We start from the raw sequence: 16,927 nt of genomic DNA, 5'->3' as shown, positions 1-16,927 counted from the left end.
ATTTCAGCCCAGCAGCTTGCGCATGCGTGCCACGGCCTCTTGCAGCTGTGCCATGGAGTTGGCGGTGGAAAAGCGCACAAAGTCGGCGGTCTCATAGCTGCCGAAGTCGCGGCCCGGCGTAATCGCCAGATGGGCGCGGTCCATCAAGGCATAGGCAAAGTCCCAGCTGCCCTTGACGCCCAGTTTGTCGGCCGCGCCGCGGCAGTCGGCCCAGGCGTAGAAAGCGCCATCGGGCTTGACGGGCACGGGCAGGCCCAGGGCTTCCAGCGCCGGGATGAAATAGTCGCGTCTGGCCTTGAACTCGGCGCGACGGCGTTCGTATTCGGCAATGCTTTCTGGCTCGAAGCAGGCCAGGGCCGCGTGCTGGGCAATGGTGCTGGCGCAGATGAAGAGGTTTTGCGCCACGCGTTCGACCACGGGCACCATGGCCTCGGGCACCACCATCCAGCCCAGGCGCCAGCCTGTCATGTTGAAGTATTTGCTGAAGCTGTTGATGGAGATGATGTCTTCGCCCAGCGCCAGAGCGCTGTGGCCGAAAGCCTCGTCATGCGACAGGCCCAGATAGATCTCGTCGATGATGGTCAGGCCGCCCTTGGCGCGCACCACATCGTGAATGCGGGCCAGCTCGTCCGGGGCAATCGAGGTGCCCGTGGGGTTGGAGGGCGAGGCCAGCAGCACGCCGCGAGTCTTGTCGCCCCAGTGGGCTTGCACCTTGTCGGCACTGAGCTGGTAGCGCTCGGCGGCCGTGGTGGGCACCATCACGGCCGTACCCTCGGCAGCGCTCACAAAGTGGCGGTTGCAGGGGTAGCTGGGGTCGGGCATGAGGATTTCATCGCCCGCGTTGATGGTGGCCAGGCAGGCCAGCTGCAGCGCCGCCGAAGCCCCGGCGGTGATGACGATGCGCCGTGCCGGCACCTCCACACCAAAGCGCTGCGCATACCAGGCGCTGATGCGCTCGCGCAGCTCGGGCAGGCCCAGGGCCGGCGTGTATTGCGTGGTGCCGTTGTGGATGGCGCGGGCCGCCGCTTCCTGGACCAGGGGCGGGGCGGTGAAATCGGGCTCGCCAATGTTCAGAAAGATCATGGGCGAGTCGGTGTTTGCCAGCTCTTGCGCCTTTGCCTGTGCCGCCTTGGCCACTTCCATGACGTAAAACGGATCAATTCTTTCGGCGCGGGTCGAAAACTGCATGTCTGACAAATCCTGAGAATCGGGGAGCGCGGTGAGCGCTTGAAGGAGCAGTCAGATTGGCTTGAGGTCCAATGGATTCAAGCGGTATCTGCTATGAAATCTTCAAAAAAGCAAGCCAAGGTACACGGCCTTGGCTTGCTGCAGGCTATCAGGCCTGGGGGGCTTGGTCTGCCTGATCGTCCTGGGCCGGCTGGCTTTCTGCAGCGGCGCGGCTGGGCTTGCCGGCGCGGTCGTGTTCGACTTCCTTGCTGCGCAGCTGGGGAGCCAGGCCGTTGAGCACGGCGTTCACATACTTGTGGCCGTCGGTGCCGCCAAATTCCTTGGCCAGCTCGATGCACTCGTTGAGCACCACGCGCCATGGAACGTCGGGGCAGTGCTGGAACTCATACACGCCAATCCACATGCACGCATGTTCGATGGGAGAGATTTCGCTGATGGTGCGGTCCAGCTTGGGTGCAATCAGCGTATCGAGTTCCTGTTCGGCTTCCACGCAGCCGCGCAGCAGCGCGTCGTAGTGGGCCGAGTCGGCTTTGTGGAAACCGGCCAGATCGCGGGTGAAGCGGTCGATGTCGAGCACGGCGTTGTGGCCAACAATGTGCTGGTACAGGCCTTGCAGGGCGAACTCACGGGCACGGCTGCGGTTGGACTTGGAACCTGCCTTGCGCGCGCCGGTGCTGGTGGTGCCGGTGCGGGTCTGGCGGGGAGGTCGGCTGGAGGCCGAGTGGCTGGATTGTTCGTCGCTCATGATAGGTCAAAGGTGTTGAGCAGGTTCGCCATTTCCACGGCCACACGGGCGGCGTCGCGACCCTTTTCGGTCTGGCGGGCAATGGCTTGCTCGGTGTTTTCGGTGGTGATGATCGCGTTGGCGATCGGCAGGCGGTAGTCCAGGGACAGGCGTGTCACGCCTGCGCCCGATTCATTGGCTACCAGCTCAAAGTGGTATGTCTCCCCACGGATGATGCAGCCCAGTGCCACCAGTGCGTCGTACTGGTCGGTGTCTGCCATGGCCTGCAGGGCCACGGGCACTTCCAGCGCGCCGGGAACGGTGACATGGTCGATGTTGTCGGCCGCCACGCCCAGCGCCAGCAGCTCTTCGCGGCAGGTGGCGTACAGGGTGTTGGTAATGCCTTCGTTAAAGCGTGCTTGCACGATGCCGATCTTCAGTTCGGCGCCGTTGAGGTTCTGGCCTTGGCCTTTGTCTGCGTTTTGCATCTTGGGTCTCGCTTATTCTTTGGGGATGTAACCGCTGATTTCCAGGCCGTAGCCGGCCATGCTGGGCAGGCGACGGGGCTGGCCCATCAGCTGCATATGGGTCACGCCCAGCTCGCGCAGGATCTGGGCGCCTACGCCGTAGGTGCGCAAGTCCATGCGACCGCGTTCGGGCGCCTGGGCGGAGCGGGCGCTGCCGTCAAACTGGGCCAGCAGCTGCTCGCCGGATTCGCCGCAGTTGAGCAGCACGGCCACGCCCTGGCCCTTGTCGGCAATGTATTTCAGGCTCTCGTCCAGATTCCAGGAATGCTGGCTGCGGCCCACTTCCAGGGCATCGAGCACGGACAGGGGCTCGTGCACGCGCACGGCCACCGGGGTTTCGGCCTGCCATTCGCCCTTGACCAGAGCCAGGTGCACGGAGCCGCTGGGAATGTCGCGGAAAGCGTGGGCAGCGAATTCGCCGTGAGCGGTCTGCAGGCTGCGGCTGCCCACTTTCTGCAGCAGGGATTCGTTGCGGCTGCGGTACTCGATCAGATCGGCAATCGTGCCGATCTTGATGCCGTGCTCGGCACAGAACAGCTGCAGATCGGGCAGGCGGGCCATGGTGCCGTCGTCTTTCATGATCTCGCAGATCACGGACGAGGGCGAGCAGCCGGCCAGGGCCGCCAGATCGCAACCGGCTTCGGTATGGCCGGCGCGCATCAGCACGCCGCCATCGACGGCCTGCAGCGGGAAGATATGGCCGGGCTGCACCAGATCGCTGGGCTGGCTGTTCTTGTCCACGGCCACTTGAATGGTGCGGGCGCGGTCGGCGGCCGAGATGCCGGTGGTCACGCCTTCGGCGGCTTCGATGGAGATGGTGAAGGCCGTGCTGTAGACCGTGCCGTTGCGTGCGGCCATGGGCGGCAGCTTCAGAAATTCGCAGCGCTCGCGGGTCAGCGTCAGGCAGATCAGGCCGCGGCCAAAGCGGGCCATGAAGTTGATGGCTTCGGGCGTGACATGGTCGGATGCCAGGACCAGGTCGCCTTCGTTCTCACGGTCTTCCTCATCAACGAGCACGACCATGCGCCCGGCGCGCATTTCTGCCACGATTTCTTCCACCGGCGAGATGGGCACGGGCTTGAGGGAGCTGTTCATGGATTGCCTTCTTGGACTTGAGCTTTATGCACTGCATAGGCTGTCAGCGGCTGGCGCACGACACGCAGCAATGAGGCATTGCCCCGGCCACCAGGGGACTCAGGGCAGAACTTCCAAAGAACGTGAGGGCGGCGCCGGCCGCTTTCGGCTTGGCACAGGCCTTGCAGAAAGCAGCCATTCTATTCCAGCGCGCCGCATCAGTCAGGGCAGGGGGTGATCAGAATTCGTGATCCTTGAGCACCACATCGCTGTCCGGATAGGCGCAGCAGGGCAGCACATAGCCCTCGGCCTTTTCCTCGGCCGTCAGCCCCGGCCATTCGATCTCGTAGCGCACCGAGCCCGAGACCATCTGGCCCAGACAGGTGCGGCAGGTGCCGTTGCGGCAGGAGCTGGGCCAGTCCACGCCGCCGCCTTCCAGCGAATCGAGCAGGGACTGGTCGGCCCAGGCATCGACCTGCTGGCCGCTGGGCTCGCACTTGGCAATATAGAAAGGGGGGGCGAACAAGGAGGCGTTGTCTGGTTGGGACTGGCTGCTGGACATGTGGTTTGTCTCGAATAAAGGCGGTGACGGCGCGAATAAAGGCGCTGCGGCAAACCGCCGTTTGTATCGCGTTTGCGGCGGCCGCAAGCCATGCCGGCTCAGTGCCCCGGCTGTCAGCGCTGCCTTGTTTTTAAGCGGGTTTTGAAAATCTCAACAAAAACAAGGTTTTACATGACTTGTGCGGGGATTTCGGCGGCTTGTCCACATGCTTGTGCCGCAAAAACGGGGATAAGGCAGAAGCTGGAATGCAGCGCCGATGGGGTCCGGTCTGCCTTAAATTTAAGCAGAGAAAACTTTATGCTTTGTAATCAAATACTTGAGCTACTTATCCCGCCGGCAGGCGCAGTTGTTCACAAGATTGTCCAGCGAGTGCATGAACAAGTCGCCGAGGCTGCAATTGTAGGATTCCATCAAAAATAGGAGCGTATTGTGCAAGCGCTATCTACGTTTATCAATTAATAGAACCTGAAGATCAATCAGGGTCTTCGCTAAAAGCAATCAAATTGATAGCGCCTGCTGTGAATGGCTCCAGATTTACCCCAGCGCAGTCACCTAGGTAACGCTGCACTGCAACATGGGCCTCTAAATTGGCTAGAGTGGATTGGTCCGAATATTTCAAAGAGGAGCACAGAGCATGGCAATGGATTTTCAAGGTCGTGTGGCCATCGTGACGGGCGCAGGCGGCGGTCTGGGTAGGCTGCATGCGCTGGCGCTGGCCCAGCGCGGAGCCAAGGTGGTGGTCAATGATCTGGGCGGCGCTCTCGACGGCTCGGGCAGCTCGGCCACGGCTGCGCAAAAAGTGGTGGACGAGATTCGCGCTGCCGGCGGCGAGGCCATGGCCAGCGCGGCTTCGGTGACCGACTTCGAGGCCGTGCAAGCCATGGTGCAGCAGGCTGTGGACGCCTGGGGCCGGGTGGACATCCTGGTCAACAACGCCGGCATCTTGCGCGACAAGAGTTTTGCCAAGATGGACATGGCCGATTTCCGCCTGGTGGTGGATGTGCATCTGATGGGCGCGGCCAACTGCAGCAAGGCCGTGTGGCCGCATATGCAGGCGCAAAACTACGGCCGTATCGTGATGACCACCTCGTCCACGGGGCTGTATGGCAACTTTGGTCAGGCCAACTACGGCGCCGCCAAGCTGGCGCAAGTGGGGTTGATGCAGACCCTGGCCATCGAAGGTGCCAAGAACAATATCCGTGTCAACGCCCTGGCGCCCACGGCCGCCACCCGCATGACGGCCGGCCTGCTGCCCGAGCCCGTGCTCGAAGCCTTGAAGCCCGAGGCCGTGGTGCCCGCCATGCTGGTGCTGGCCCATGAAAGCGCGCCCACTCGCACCATCTTGTGCGCCGGCGCCGGCGGTTTTGAAGCCGCCCACATCACCATGACCGAAGGCCTTTACCTGGGCATAGGCGAGACCGTGCCCGAAGAGCTGGCCGCGCGCCTGGCCGAAGTCACGGCCCGCGAGGGCGAGCAGGTGCCGGGCGGCGGTTCGGTCCAGGGCCAGGTGGAGGTGGGCAAGGCCATGCAAGCCCACGGACATTGAGCGCTAGCACAGCCGTGAAAAGCCCTGCCGCGCGGGCTTTTTGCGCTGAGAAAGTGGGCGCTTCCTCATATTTTGATGGCCGTTGAGGCTGACAGTTTGCTGGCTTTATTGTCCGGTTTTGCTAGGCGCAACAGGCCATCAGACGTGGTTAAGCGGCCAGCCCACATCGCAATGCAGCGTGTTTCTCTATCATTCGCCGTCTGGGCGCGATCAGGCAGACGGGGTTTGTCGTCAGCGTCTTCACTAACAAAGCGGTAAACCAAGAATGAAGACATCGCAGACCACCATGAACATGCCGGCCGCCGACAGGCTGCTGGGCATTCGTCGTGGCATAGAGAAAGAGGGATTGCGGGTGCTGCCCACGGGCTCGCTGGCGCTGACGCCGCACCCCGCTCCTCTGGGCTCGGCCCTGACCCATCCCCACATCACCACCGACTACAGCGAATCCCAGCTGGAGCTGATTACCGGTGCACGTCTGGGCGTGCAGGAGTGCACGGACGAGCTGACCGAGGTGCACCAGTTCGTGCTGCGCAACCTCAACGACAGCGGCGAGCTGCTGTGGAATGCCAGCATGCCTTGCCGCCTGCCCACGGACGAGACGATTCCGCTGGGCCGCTACGGCAGCTCGCACTCTGGCCGCTCCAAGAGCGTGTACCGCATGGGCCTGGGCCACCGCTATGGCCGTCGCATGCAGACGATTTCGGGCATTCACTACAACTGGTCCATGCCGGGCGTCAGCAGCGACGAGTACTTTGCGCTGATCCGCAACTTCCGCCGCCATGCTTTTGTGCTGCTGTTCCTGTATGGCGCTTCGCCCGCGCTGTGCCCCTGCTTTGTGGAGGGGCGCGAGCACCGGCTGCAGCCGCTGGGCGACGGCAAGGATGCGCTGCACCTGCCTTACGCCACCTCGCTGCGCATGGGGCGGCTGGGCTACCAAAGTGATGCGCAGTCCAGCATCTGCGTGAGCTACAACGGCCTGGAAGGCTATGCCAACTCGCTGCACGAAGCGCTGACCCGTCCCTATCCCGCCTACGAGCAACTGGGTGTGCGCAATCCCGGCGGGGATTACAACCAGCTGGGCACGGGGCTGCTGCAGATAGAAAACGAGTTCTACGGCACCATACGCCCCAAGCGCACCGTCAAAAGCGGCGAGCGCCCGCTGCACGCCTTGCGCGAGCGCGGCGTGGAGTATGTGGAAGTGCGCTTGATGGACATCGATCCGTATGAGACCGTGGGCATCGCCTCGGCCACCATGCGCATGATCGATGTGTTTTTGCTGCACTGCCTGTACTCCGACAGCCCGCCCGATACGCCGCAGGAAATTGCCGACCTCAAGCACAACCAGCACCTGGCCGCAGAGCAGGGCCGCGAGCCCGGTCTGATGCTCAACCGCCGCGGCCAGCAAGTGTCGCTGATCGACTGGGCGCAAGAGGTGTTGCAGCAATGCCGCCCTTACGCCCAGGCCCTGGATGCCGCCAATAGCAGCAGCGACTACACGGCCGCGCTGGAGCAGGCGCTGGCACGTGTGAACGGCAGCGAGATCACGCCTTCGGCCCAGGTTTTGCAGCAGCTGAGCAGCGAATACGGCAACCGCTTCATCGACTTCATGACCGCACAGTCGGCCAAGGCGCGCGATGCGCTGCTGCATATGCCCTGGACGGCAGAGCAGCAAAGCCGCTTTGAAAAACTGGCCGAAGAATCGGTGGCGGCCCAGGCGCGTATCGAAGCGGCAGACACGTTGAGCTTTGAAGAATGGCGCCAGCGCTATATGGACCCGGCCAGCCTGCTTTGAAGCAGTAGTTTTGATAGCTTAAAGCGCTTGCAACTGAAGGGTTGCAAGCGCTTTTTTCTTGTTTTTTCACCATGTCATCAGCGTGACATGCTTGTTTCATATCGTAAGCAAAGGCGGGCGGTCACTTCAGCCCGCGTTTGATGAGCGATAAGTGCATGCTGTTTCTGAAGACATTCCAAAACCTTTCCGTGGCCCGCAAGATGTGGGCGCTGTTTCTGGGCCTGCTGCTGTGCAGCGTATGGGTGGCAGGCGGACTGTTCGCCTATCTGCAAAGCGTGGAGCAAAAAGTCAGCACCGCCGTGCAGTCCACCGATCAGCGCATCAATCTGGCCCTGCGCTGGCAGGGTTTGAGCCTGCAAAGCGTGGAGGCGGCGCTGGCCAGCGTGCTTTCCTCCGAAGAGCATCTGATTGCCCACCTCTCGCAAAAAGCGCGGGCCTTGATGGAGCAGGCCAGCGGTTTGCAGCAACAGGTGCAGGCCGCCGCCACCAGCGCCACCGATCTGCAAGGCCTGGCCCTGGTGGAGCGGGAGCGCAAGGCCGTGCTAGACATCTACGAGCAGGCCTATCAGGCACGCGATCTGGGCAAGGCCTGGGAAGCGCAGAAGCTGGTGGATGAGCAACTGGTGCCGGCTGCGGCGCGTTATGTGAAGGCGCAGGACGGCTTTATCGCCGCCCAGCAGCAGCAGCGGCTGGATGCCGAGCAGCAAGGCCGCGCCCAGAGTCTGCTGGCCAAGCGCATGGCCGTGGGTGTGGGTCTGTTCATGGGCTTGCTGGGGGCGCTGCTGTCGCTGGCCACCATCCGTTCCATCACCACGCCGCTGCAGCAGGCCGTGACCCTGGCGCAGAACATTGCCGCCGGCGATCTGTCTTATGCACCGCGCAGCGAGCGCACGGATGAGATGGGTCAGTTCATGCAGGCGCTGGCGCAGATGACGCGGCAGTTGCGCGGCCTGGTGGGCGATGTGCAGGGCGGCGTGGTGGCCGTGGCCGCCGCATCCAGCCAGATGGCGCAGGACAACAGCGATCTATCGGCTCGCACCGCCTATGCGGCAGAGCAGCTCAAGTCCACGGTAGGCAGCATCGAAGGCATGGTGACGCTGGTCAACCAGTCGGCCGACAGCGCTTTGCATGCCGATCAAAGCGCCCGCAGTGCGGCGCTGGCAGCGGAAAGCGGCGGCTCCGCAGTGCAGGAGGTGGTGCGCAGCATGCAGCACATGGCGCAAAGCAGCCAGCAGGTGGCAGCCATTGTGAGCGTGATCGATGGCATCGCTTTTCAGACCAATATCCTGGCGCTCAATGCCGCCGTGGAGGCCGCACGTGCCGGTGCACAGGGCCGGGGCTTTGCCGTGGTGGCGGCCGAAGTGCGGGAGCTGGCCCAGCAAAGTGCCGAGGCGGCCAAGCAGATTCGCCAGCTCATGCTGCATTCCTCGCAGCAGGTGCAGTCGGGCACGGAGCTGGCGCTGCAGGCCGGCCAGCGCATGGAGCACATCGTGCGCGATGTGCACAAGGTCAGCGGCCTGATTGCCTCGATCACCGAAGCAGCCCAGGCTCAGAACCAGGGCATTGCACAGATCAGCGATGCCGTACAGGCGCTCGACGACATGACCAGCCAGAACGCCGCCCTGGTGGCCGAATCGAGCGCTGCGGCGCAGGAACTGTTTACCCAGGCTCAGCGGCTGGAGGCCGGAACCGGGCGCTTCAGGCTGGTCAACGAGGTGTACCTGTCGCCGTCAGATGCTATGCACTTTGAAGTCAAGGCGCATGCTGCACGCCCGCTGGCGCTGGTTTAGCTTTGAATTTCAGGCGTGCAGCGCTGCTGAGGCCGCTTCGGTGACGGCTTGCTCCGCGTCCTCGCACCAGAACTGCAGCGCATCAAAAAAACCTTCCCAGACACAGCCGTTGCAGCCACGGCCGCAGCAGCTGGTGGGCTGGGGCGGCGGTGGGCGCAGGCTTAGCTGCAGCGCAGCGGCGCGAGCAGTCCACAGCGCAATTTGGGCCTGGGCCTGGCTCAGCGGCTGCAGCAGGGCCTCAGGCTGGCTCTCGACGAGGGCCATGCTCAGCCTTTTTTGCGGCGCAGCAGAAACTGCACGATAAAGGCCGCGCCCAGAATCAGCGCAAACCAGCCCACCAGATAGGACTGGGCAAACAGCTGGCCTATGCCGCTCTCGGGCTTGAAAATCGGGGCGACCAGAATGATGATGCCGATCAGCGCAATCGTCATGCCCTTGATCAGAATCTCGTTGTGGGATTTGGATTTTTTGGGGGCGGAAGGCAGGGGCATAACAGGGCGCATCGGTCAGAAAAGCAGAGGGCGATTATGCTTGCCCGCCTTATTTCCCCTCAATACAAGAAAGAAAACCCGTTATGGCCATCCAATGGTTCCCCGGTCACATGCACCTGACGCGCCAGGCCATCATGGAGCGCGTCAAGGAAATTGACGTGGTCATTGAGGTGTTGGACGCGCGCCTGCCCGGCTCCAGCGCCAATCCTTTGTTGCTGGAGATGACGGGCCACAAGCCGCGCCTGAAGATTCTCAACAAGCAGGATCTGGCCGATGCCGCGCAGACCAAGGCCTGGCTGGACTGGTACAACGCCCAGAGCGAGACCCGCGCCATTGCGCTCGATGCCTCCGAGCCCGCCCCCACCAAACGTCTGATCGAGCAATGCAAGCTGCTGGCGCCTTCGCGCGGCGGCATGGCCAAGCCCATGCGCGTGCTGATCTGCGGCGTGCCCAATGTGGGCAAGTCCACGCTGATCAACTCCATGAGCGGCAAGACCCAGGCCAAGACCGGCAACGAGGCCGGCATCACCAAGATCGAACAGCGCATTGTGCTGGCCGATGATTTCTATCTCTGGGACACGCCCGGCATGCTGTGGCCGCGCATCATTGTGGAAAAAAGCGGCTTCAATCTGGCCGCCAGCGGTGCCGTGGGCCGCAACGCCTACGACGAAGAGCTGGTGGCGCTGGAGCTGCTGATCTATCTGCAAAAGAACTACGCGGCGCTGCTGGATGCTCGCTACAGGCTGGGCCTGGATGCGGCCGAGATTGGGGCACTGCACGATGACGAGCTTTTGACCCTGATAGGCAAAAAGCGCGGCGCCGTGATGAGCGGCGGCCGGGTGAACTTGCAAAAAGCGGCCGAGCTGGTGCTCACCGACTTCCGCGACGCCATCCTGGGGCGCATCACGCTGGAAACCCCGGCCGAGTTCGAAGCCTGGCTGGCCGCAGGCCAGATCAAGGATGCCGAGCGCCAGGCCAAAAAGGATGCCATCGCCGCCAAAAAGCGCCGTCCTCCCCGCCCTCCGCGCGAAGAGGGAAGCGCCGCCAAGCCGGCAGCAAAACCGGCAGTCAAGGCGGTACCCAAACCCGCCGCCAAGCCTGAAGCCAAGGCCGCACCAAAACCTGGAGCCAAGACTGCCAGCAGGCCCACGGCGCCCAGGCCGGTCAAGCTTGCGGCGGCCAAGCCCCGAAAGTCGCGCGCGCGCTGAGATCGTCGGCAGCTTCTGATCGCCCCGCTCTGGCCAGACGGGGGCGATTGGTGATGGCGGTATGACACCTGGGCAGGTGTCCGATAGCGGTGGCAGCCAACTGAGGCTAGGATGGTGCACCCCACCTCCGGAGGATGCCGCTTGCCCATGCAACGTTTTTTCGTCGAGGCAAAAAACCGCGTGTCCATGCGACGCATGCTGTGGTTCGCCTGCCTCTGGATGAGCGCCTTGGGTCTGGTGACGGCTACGGCCAGTCTGATCTCTCCCCGGATCTCCTGGGGCGATGTGCTGCTGTTTTTGCTGCTGATTCCCATAGCGGCCATCGCGATGACTCTGGCCCGCTTGCGGCGCTGGAATGCTGCGATGGTGCTCTTTGTCTGGAGCAACTGGCTGTGGGTGGCTGCCGCCGCCGGATGGTCTGGCGGCATGGACAGCAAGGCCATCATGGCCTTGCCGGTCTGGATGGTCATCACGGCATGGCTGCTGGGGTTTGCACACACTCTGGTCATGCTGGCCTTGTCCGTGGCGCTGCTGCTGCTTTTCTGGGCGCTGGATCACTTGGGTATCAGCCAGCTGCCGGCAGAGCAGATTTTGGGCGCGGCGGGTCTGTTCTATGTGCTGGGCATGCTGGGCCTGGCCGTGGCAGCCACGCTGATGGCCCGCGCCAGCCTGGGCCGGCAGGCGCTCAAAAGCATGGAAATCCTGCGTTCACTGGAGCAAAGTCAGCAGGAGTTGCGCAAATTCCACCGTGCGGTCGAGCAAAGCCCCGAGAGCATCGTCATCACCGACACCCATTTGCAGGTGGTGTATGTGAACGATGCTTTTCTGGCCCGCACCGGCTATAGCCGCGGCGAGGTGCTGGGTCAGCCTACGGAGCTGGTGTCCACCATGGGGCTGGACCGGAACAAGCGCCAGCGCGCTCTGGCGGAGTTGCTGGCCGGTCGCATCTGGCGCAGCGAGATGACCAACCGCACCCGCAACGGCGCGGCGCTGCGCGAGTCGGTGCTGGTGGCACCCATACGTTCACCGCAAGGCGAGATCGTCAACTATGTGGAGCTCAAGCAGGACCTGTCCGAGCGCGTGGATGCGGCGCGGCGCATTCACGATCTGGTCTATCTCGATGTGCTGACCGGTCTGGCCAACCGGCATTCGCTGGCGCTCAAGGTCAAGGAGCTTTCGCGCGCAGCCAAGGCGGCTGCGAGCTGGCATGGGCTGATGCTGGTGGATGTGGATCGCTTTTCCAGCTTCAACGATGTGCACGGCGTGCAGCATGGCGATGCCGTGCTGCGCGCTTTCGCGCTGCGGCTGGTGGAGCAGCTGCCCGAGGGCGTGCTGATTGCCCGCATTTCCAGGGCCGAGTTTGCCGTGCTGTTCGAAGCCGCAGGCGACAGCATCGAGGCGGTGCAGGCTTTGCTGGTCGGCGAGGCCGGAGCCTTGCAAAAATCATTGCAAAAGCCCTTGAGCATCATGAACAGCTCTGAGTCGGAGGCCATTTCCTGCAGCATCGGTTGCGCGGTGCTGGAGCTGGAGCAAGGCGCGCTTGAGGGGAATGATGTGCTGCGCTTTGCCGGCGTGGCCCTGAACGAGGCCAAGCGTATCGGCCCCGGCAACATGGCTCTGTTCGATCCGCGCATGGCCGAACTGGCCCACAGGCGTTTTCGCATCGCCAAGGATTTGCGTATTGGCATTCCGGCCGGACAGCTGCGCATGTATGTACAAGCCCAGGCCAACCATGAGGGCGTGTGCGTGGGCGGCGAGGTGCTGGTGCGCTGGCAGCATCCGCAATGGGGTCTGGTCGGCCCGGCGGATTTCATTGCGGTGGCCGAGGAGTCGCAGCTGATTGTGCAGCTGGGCGACTGGGTGCTGCGCCAGGCCTGTGCCTTGCTGGCTCAAGCCGAGTTCGCGGCCCATGGTCTGCGTCTGTCGGTCAATGTCAGTGCCATACAGTTTGCGCATGCGGACTTTGTGTCCACGCTCAAAAGCATTCTGGCCGAAAGCGGTGCCAGCCCCGAGCGGCTGACGCTGGAGATTACCGAAGGCGTGCTGATGCGCGATGTGGATGTGGCGCGGGCCCGCTTGCATGAGCTGCGCGCGCTGGGCCTGGAGATTGCGCTGGACGACTTTGGCACCGGCTACTCGTCCATTGCCAGCTTGAAGCATCTGCCGATACAGGAGCTCAAGATAGACCAGAGCTTTATTCGCGGCAGCCATGTCAGCGAGATTGATGCCGCGCTGGTGGAGGCCATTGTCCGCATGGCCGCACGCCTGCAGCTGCGCGTGGTGGCCGAGGGGGTGGAACTGGCCGCCCAGGCCCGGCTGCTCAAGGCTTGGAACCCGGCGATTGTGCTGCAAGGCCTGTACTACGGCAAAGCGCAGCCGGTGGAGGACTGGCTGCCCATGGTGCTGGGCCACAGGCCGCCGTCGCCGGATCAGGGGCCTCAGGCCACCATCGAGGGCTTGCGGCTCTGAACGCCAACGAAAAAGGCCAGCAAGCTCAAGTCTTGCTGGCCTTTGTCATGATTGGGCTTACCTTAGGCGGCAGGCTGCTCAAACCAGCGGCGGGCCATCAGGTCCCAGAACTTGGAACCCCGGCCGATATTGTCGTCATTGAAGTCATAAGCCGGGTTGTGCAGGCTCACGCCGGGCTGGTCGCCCTTGGCATTGCCAATCCAGCCATAGGCGCCGGGCACGGCTTCGAGCATGAAACCGAAGTCTTCGGAGGTCATGGCGGGCAGCACATCGTCAAAGGTATTCTCATCGCCCACCACTTCCCGCATCACGGCGGCCATGAACTTGGCTTCCTTGGCGTGGTTGGTGGTGTTGGGGTAGGCGCCGGGACGCAGCGTGAACTCGGCCGTGCACTGGTGGGCTGCGGCCACATGGCTGCTGATGCGCTTGAGGCCTTCGACGAACATCTCGCGCGTTTCCTTCTTCAGGGTGCGCACGGTGCCGGCGATGATGGCGTCATCGGGAATGATGTTTTCCACGGTGCCGCTGGTGATCTTGCCCACGGTGAGCACGGCGGAATCCAGTGGATCGGTGCTGCGCGAGACCAGGGTCTGCAGCTGCGTCACGATGGCGCAGGCCACGGGAATAGGATCCAGCGTGGTGTGGGGCATGGCGGCGTGGCCGCCCTTGCCGTGGACCTTGATCTGAAAGCGCAGGGTGGAGGCCATGATGGGCCCCACACGCACCGCCATCTGACCGGCGGGCAGCGAAGGCCAGTTGTGCAGTGCAAACACGGCTTCGCAGGGGAATTTTTCGAACAGGCCGTCGTCCATCATGGCCTTGGCGCCGGCGCCGCCTTCTTCAGCGGGCTGGAAGATCAGGTGAACCGTGCCGTCAAAGTCGGGGTGCTGGGCCAGCGTGGTGGCAGCGCCCAGCAGCATGGTGGTGTGGCCGTCGTGACCGCAGGCATGCATGCGGCCCTTGTTCTGGCTGATGTGGCCGAAGGTGTTGATTTCCGTGACGGGCAGGGCATCCATGTCGGCGCGTATGCCTATGCTGCGGCCGGGGTTGTCCTTGCTACGGCCCTTGCCGTAGATGCTGGCGATGATGCCGGTCTGGCCCAGGCCGCGGTGCGCGGTCAGGCCGAGCGCCGAGAGGTAGGCTGCAATTTTGTCGCCTGTACGGTGCTCTTCGTACTTGAGCTCGGGGTTGGCGTGCAGGTCGCGGCGGAAATTGAGCAGCGTACCGAGATGAGGTGTGATATCGGGAGTAGATCGCATACAGGGGCCGCGGAGCACCCGTGGGAATCCCACTTTTGCGGCAGGCGGACCTGCCGGTGGCCGCAGCATTTCAATGGCAAGACCCCCATCATAGGCGCATGCGCAGCCCAGGGCCTTAGGTAGATACCGAAGGCCCGGTGATTGGCCGCCTGTGCTAGTCCAAGCCGTGAGCTGACAATTACTTACGCCATTCAGGGGCAATGCCGCAGTGTGTCTCCGGGGTGGGGCTGGGCTTCACACGGCTGCAGATGCAAACAGCGACAATATCGGCCATATGACCCCACAGAATTCCAAACTGCCGCTGTTTCAGCAATTGCTGGTTCGCCCCGATCGCAACGACCCCAAGCCTCTGATCCTCTACCATGGCCGCCGCTGCCCCGACGGCTTTGGCGCGGCCCTGGCCGCTTGGTTGTTCTATGAAGGCCAGGCCGAGTTTCGCGGTCTCGACCATGGTGAAATCCTGAATGCAGACGATCTGGGTGACTTGGCGGGTCGTGCCGTTTACGTGCTGGACTTTGCTTTCGAGCCCGTGCTGCTGGCCGAAATCGAGTCGCGCGTCTCCAAGCTGGTGGTGCTGGATCACCACAAGAGCGCAGCCGAGAAGCTGACGGGTTACCAGTGCCGCTGCGGTGTGGTGCATTTCGACATGAACAAGTCGGGTGCGCGTCTGGGCTGGGAGTTCTTCCAGTCCGACAAGCCTGTGCCCGGTCTGATTCGCTACATCGAAGACCGCGATATCTGGAAGTGGGAATTCAAGGAAAGCGCGCCTTTTCTGGCGGCGCTGGACATGGAACCCGTGCGCAGCTTTGAGCGCTGGGCCGAGATTGCGGCTTTCACGCCCGAGCAGGAGGCCGTTTACATGGCCCGTGGCGGTGCCATGGACGAGAAGTTCCAGAAGCTGTGCGCCGACATCGCCGACGGCGCCCAAGTGCTGGTCTTCAACGGCATGCAGGGCCTGATGGTCAACTGCCCCGGCATGTTCCACAGCCAGGTCGGCGACTTGCTGGCGCGCCAGAGCGGCAGCTTTGCCCTGATGTGGCATGCCAATCACAAGGGCACCAAGGTCGGCCTGCGCTCGCGCTCGGAGTTCAACTGCATTCCCTTGGCAGAAAGCTTTGGCGGCGGCGGTCATGCCCAGGCCTGCGGTTTCAAGATGCCCAACGAGCGTCTGGTCGAGTTGTTACAGGGCGAGCTCAAGGCCGACCCCGAAGCCACTTACGGGTTTGTGGCGGCGCCCAGCCTGCAGTTCGATGAAGAGGGTAAGTGGGTGCGTGACACGCCTAAGGCGGCGCTTTAATTCAGAAAACCATAGCTGTCAGCGCTTGATGGATAAGCGCTGTCAGCTATTTTTTTTATGGAATGGGCTGCCAGCCGGGCAAGGCCAGCAGCTTTTGCCAGTCCAGCGCCTCCTGCACATGCGAAAGCGTTGACCAGTCGGCTTCAAAGCGCATGGGCACTGAGGTGACGGGGTGTGGAATTTCCAACGCCTTGGCGTGTAGCCAAAGCCGCTGCTGGCCCAGACGCTCGGCCCACCAGCGGTTCAGCGGCCCTTTGCCATGGGTGGCATCGCCAATGATGGGATGGGCCACATGCTTCAAATGCCGGCGGATCTGGTGGCGGCGTCCCGTGGTGGGCAGGGCCTGTACCAGGCTGATGCGGGTCTCGGGGTGGCGGCCGTCGTAGCTTTCGGGCCATGACAGGCGTGCCAGGCAGCGCAGCTGGGTGTGGGCTTCCTGTACCGGTGCGTCCTCGGGGGCGTCATCGGGCTTGAGCGCATGGTCCACCTCCAGAACCTCGGGTAACCAGCCGCGCACCAGGGCTAGATATTCCTTGCGCGTGGCGTGGGCGGCAAAACTTGCGGCCAGGGCTTGTGTGGCCTGTTTGTGCAAGCCCATGACGAGAACGCCGCAAGTGCCCTTGTCCAGACGGTGCACGGGATAGACATGCCGGCCCAGCTGATCGCGCAGGGTTTGCATCACAAACCGGGTTTCATGCGCATCCAGCCCTGTGCGGTGCACCAGCCAGCCTGCCGGTTTGTAGACCACCACCATGTGCTCGTCCTGCCAGAGTATGTGCAAAGGCGCTGGCGTTTCGGGGCAGGGGGCGGCTTCAGTCATGGGCAGGCAGGGCGAGGCAAAGAGCAGGCAAGGGTGCCGCACTGTACAGGCAAAGCCTAAGGGGCGCCGGGCCTGACTGTCTTGACTTGTAGGCGAAGCTGGCGGCCATGGCGTGGCCGACAATGGCCGGCGCCGGCCATGTGTGTTGAATGCTCATTATTCGATAGCGTACTGTGCTTG

General features: G+C 63.0%; 15 protein-coding genes. 6 read left to right on the top strand and 9 right to left on the bottom strand.

Going from position 1 to position 16,927, the window contains the following annotated elements; all coding sequences use genetic code 11:
• Positions 1 to 3: 3 nt before the first annotated feature.
• The 5 genes from EAO39_RS16775 to EAO39_RS16755 all read right to left on the bottom strand — a co-directional run bounded on the left by EAO39_RS16775 (position 4) and on the right by EAO39_RS16755 (position 4,075).
• A complete protein-coding gene (locus tag EAO39_RS16775; protein ID WP_120969618.1) occupies positions 4 to 1,188 on the bottom strand; it encodes a pyridoxal phosphate-dependent aminotransferase in 1,185 nt (394 codons plus the stop codon).
• Between the two features lie 148 nt (positions 1,189 to 1,336).
• On the bottom strand, positions 1,337 to 1,933 hold the full coding sequence (gene nusB, locus EAO39_RS16770) for a transcription antitermination factor NusB (RefSeq protein WP_120969615.1): 597 nt from the start codon (positions 1,931 to 1,933) through the stop codon (positions 1,337 to 1,339).
• The gene (gene ribH / locus EAO39_RS16765) at positions 1,930 to 2,400 is read right to left on the bottom strand and encodes a 6,7-dimethyl-8-ribityllumazine synthase (RefSeq protein WP_120969612.1); all 471 of its coding nucleotides are present in this window, start codon (positions 2,398 to 2,400) and stop codon (positions 1,930 to 1,932) included. The genes nusB and ribH overlap by 4 nt, the downstream gene beginning before the upstream one ends.
• Before the next feature lie 12 nt (positions 2,401 to 2,412).
• Positions 2,413 to 3,534, bottom strand: coding sequence for a bifunctional 3,4-dihydroxy-2-butanone-4-phosphate synthase/GTP cyclohydrolase II (gene ribBA / locus EAO39_RS16760; protein WP_120969609.1), 1,122 nt, complete (start codon positions 3,532 to 3,534; stop codon positions 2,413 to 2,415).
• Between the two features lie 217 nt (positions 3,535 to 3,751).
• A complete protein-coding gene (locus EAO39_RS16755) occupies positions 3,752 to 4,075 on the bottom strand; it encodes a 2Fe-2S iron-sulfur cluster-binding protein (protein WP_120969607.1) in 324 nt (107 codons plus the stop codon).
• 634 nt (positions 4,076 to 4,709) lie between these two features.
• On the opposite strand from EAO39_RS16755, the gene EAO39_RS16750 reads away from it, so the two are divergent.
• From EAO39_RS16750 to EAO39_RS16740, 3 genes are all read left to right on the top strand, one after another.
• On the top strand, positions 4,710 to 5,621 hold the full coding sequence (locus EAO39_RS16750; RefSeq protein WP_120969604.1) for an SDR family NAD(P)-dependent oxidoreductase: 912 nt from the start codon (positions 4,710 to 4,712) through the stop codon (positions 5,619 to 5,621).
• 265 nt (positions 5,622 to 5,886) lie between these two features.
• A complete protein-coding gene (gene gshA / locus EAO39_RS16745; RefSeq protein ID WP_120969601.1) occupies positions 5,887 to 7,413 on the top strand; it encodes a glutamate--cysteine ligase in 1,527 nt (508 codons plus the stop codon).
• A gap of 155 nt (positions 7,414 to 7,568) precedes the next feature.
• Positions 7,569 to 9,203, top strand: a complete 1,635-nt coding sequence (locus tag EAO39_RS16740; protein WP_240467039.1) for a methyl-accepting chemotaxis protein — start codon at positions 7,569 to 7,571, stop codon at positions 9,201 to 9,203.
• Between the two features lie 9 nt (positions 9,204 to 9,212).
• Here EAO39_RS16740 and EAO39_RS16735 read toward each other — a convergent pair whose 3' ends face one another.
• Together EAO39_RS16735 and EAO39_RS16730 are read right to left on the bottom strand one after the other, a co-directional pair.
• Positions 9,213 to 9,467, bottom strand: a complete 255-nt coding sequence (locus EAO39_RS16735) for an oxidoreductase-like domain-containing protein (RefSeq protein WP_205589402.1) — start codon at positions 9,465 to 9,467, stop codon at positions 9,213 to 9,215.
• A gap of 2 nt (positions 9,468 to 9,469) precedes the next feature.
• On the bottom strand, positions 9,470 to 9,694 hold the full coding sequence (locus tag EAO39_RS16730; protein ID WP_120969595.1) for a hypothetical protein: 225 nt from the start codon (positions 9,692 to 9,694) through the stop codon (positions 9,470 to 9,472).
• Positions 9,695 to 9,777: 83 nt separating this feature from the next.
• Here EAO39_RS16730 and ylqF point away from each other — a divergent pair, with 83 nt between their 5' ends.
• Positions 9,778 to 10,902 (top strand): ribosome biogenesis GTPase YlqF, encoded by a 1,125-nt coding sequence (ylqF, locus tag EAO39_RS16725; RefSeq protein WP_240467038.1) that lies wholly within the window; start codon positions 9,778 to 9,780, stop codon positions 10,900 to 10,902.
• Positions 10,903 to 11,049: 147 nt separating this feature from the next.
• Positions 11,050 to 13,371: a GGDEF domain-containing phosphodiesterase gene (locus tag EAO39_RS16720; RefSeq protein WP_120969592.1), complete on the top strand. Its 2,322-nt coding sequence runs from the start codon at positions 11,050 to 11,052 to the stop codon at positions 13,369 to 13,371.
• Between the two features lie 62 nt (positions 13,372 to 13,433).
• Here EAO39_RS16720 and EAO39_RS16715 read toward each other — a convergent pair whose 3' ends face one another.
• On the bottom strand, positions 13,434 to 14,630 hold the full coding sequence (locus EAO39_RS16715; protein ID WP_120969589.1) for a M20 aminoacylase family protein: 1,197 nt from the start codon (positions 14,628 to 14,630) through the stop codon (positions 13,434 to 13,436).
• A 274-nt stretch (positions 14,631 to 14,904) separates the two neighbouring features.
• Between EAO39_RS16715 and EAO39_RS16710 the strand changes: the two genes are divergently transcribed.
• Positions 14,905 to 15,927, top strand: a complete 1,023-nt coding sequence (locus tag EAO39_RS16710; RefSeq protein WP_120969586.1) for a DHHA1 domain-containing protein — start codon at positions 14,905 to 14,907, stop codon at positions 15,925 to 15,927.
• Positions 15,928 to 15,982: 55 nt separating this feature from the next.
• Here EAO39_RS16710 and EAO39_RS16705 read toward each other — a convergent pair whose 3' ends face one another.
• Positions 15,983 to 16,747 (bottom strand): pseudouridine synthase, encoded by a 765-nt coding sequence (locus tag EAO39_RS16705; RefSeq protein ID WP_120969583.1) that lies wholly within the window; start codon positions 16,745 to 16,747, stop codon positions 15,983 to 15,985.
• Positions 16,748 to 16,927 lie beyond the last annotated feature (180 nt).

Source organism: Comamonas sp. lk (assembly GCF_900564145.1).
Classification (GTDB): domain Bacteria; phylum Pseudomonadota; class Gammaproteobacteria; order Burkholderiales; family Burkholderiaceae_C; genus Comamonas.
This window is presented reverse-complemented; position numbering and strand designations above follow the sequence as displayed.

What these genes read in the sequence shown, in the direction of transcription:
- EAO39_RS16775 (WP_120969618.1), bottom strand. Translation starts at nt 1,188, where the DNA reads ATGCAGTTTTCGACCCGCGCCGAAAGAATTGATCCGTTTTACGTCATG.
- EAO39_RS16715 (WP_120969589.1), bottom strand. Translation starts at nt 14,630, where the DNA reads ATGCGATCTACTCCCGATATCACACCTCATCTCGGTACGCTGCTCAAT.
- EAO39_RS16710 (WP_120969586.1), top strand. Translation starts at nt 14,905, where the DNA reads ATGACCCCACAGAATTCCAAACTGCCGCTGTTTCAGCAATTGCTGGTT.
- EAO39_RS16755 (WP_120969607.1), bottom strand. Translation starts at nt 4,075, where the DNA reads ATGTCCAGCAGCCAGTCCCAACCAGACAACGCCTCCTTGTTCGCCCCC.
- ribH (WP_120969612.1), bottom strand. Translation starts at nt 2,400, where the DNA reads ATGCAAAACGCAGACAAAGGCCAAGGCCAGAACCTCAACGGCGCCGAA.
- gshA (WP_120969601.1), top strand. Translation starts at nt 5,887, where the DNA reads ATGAAGACATCGCAGACCACCATGAACATGCCGGCCGCCGACAGGCTG.
- EAO39_RS16705 (WP_120969583.1), bottom strand. Translation starts at nt 16,747, where the DNA reads ATGACTGAAGCCGCCCCCTGCCCCGAAACGCCAGCGCCTTTGCACATA.
- EAO39_RS16750 (WP_120969604.1), top strand. Translation starts at nt 4,710, where the DNA reads ATGGCAATGGATTTTCAAGGTCGTGTGGCCATCGTGACGGGCGCAGGC.
- ylqF (WP_240467038.1), top strand. Translation starts at nt 9,778, where the DNA reads ATGGCCATCCAATGGTTCCCCGGTCACATGCACCTGACGCGCCAGGCC.
- EAO39_RS16730 (WP_120969595.1), bottom strand. Translation starts at nt 9,694, where the DNA reads ATGCCCCTGCCTTCCGCCCCCAAAAAATCCAAATCCCACAACGAGATT.
- EAO39_RS16740 (WP_240467039.1), top strand. Translation starts at nt 7,569, where the DNA reads ATGCTGTTTCTGAAGACATTCCAAAACCTTTCCGTGGCCCGCAAGATG.
- ribBA (WP_120969609.1), bottom strand. Translation starts at nt 3,534, where the DNA reads ATGAACAGCTCCCTCAAGCCCGTGCCCATCTCGCCGGTGGAAGAAATC.
- EAO39_RS16720 (WP_120969592.1), top strand. Translation starts at nt 11,050, where the DNA reads ATGCAACGTTTTTTCGTCGAGGCAAAAAACCGCGTGTCCATGCGACGC.
- EAO39_RS16735 (WP_205589402.1), bottom strand. Translation starts at nt 9,467, where the DNA reads ATGGCCCTCGTCGAGAGCCAGCCTGAGGCCCTGCTGCAGCCGCTGAGC.
- nusB (WP_120969615.1), bottom strand. Translation starts at nt 1,933, where the DNA reads ATGAGCGACGAACAATCCAGCCACTCGGCCTCCAGCCGACCTCCCCGC.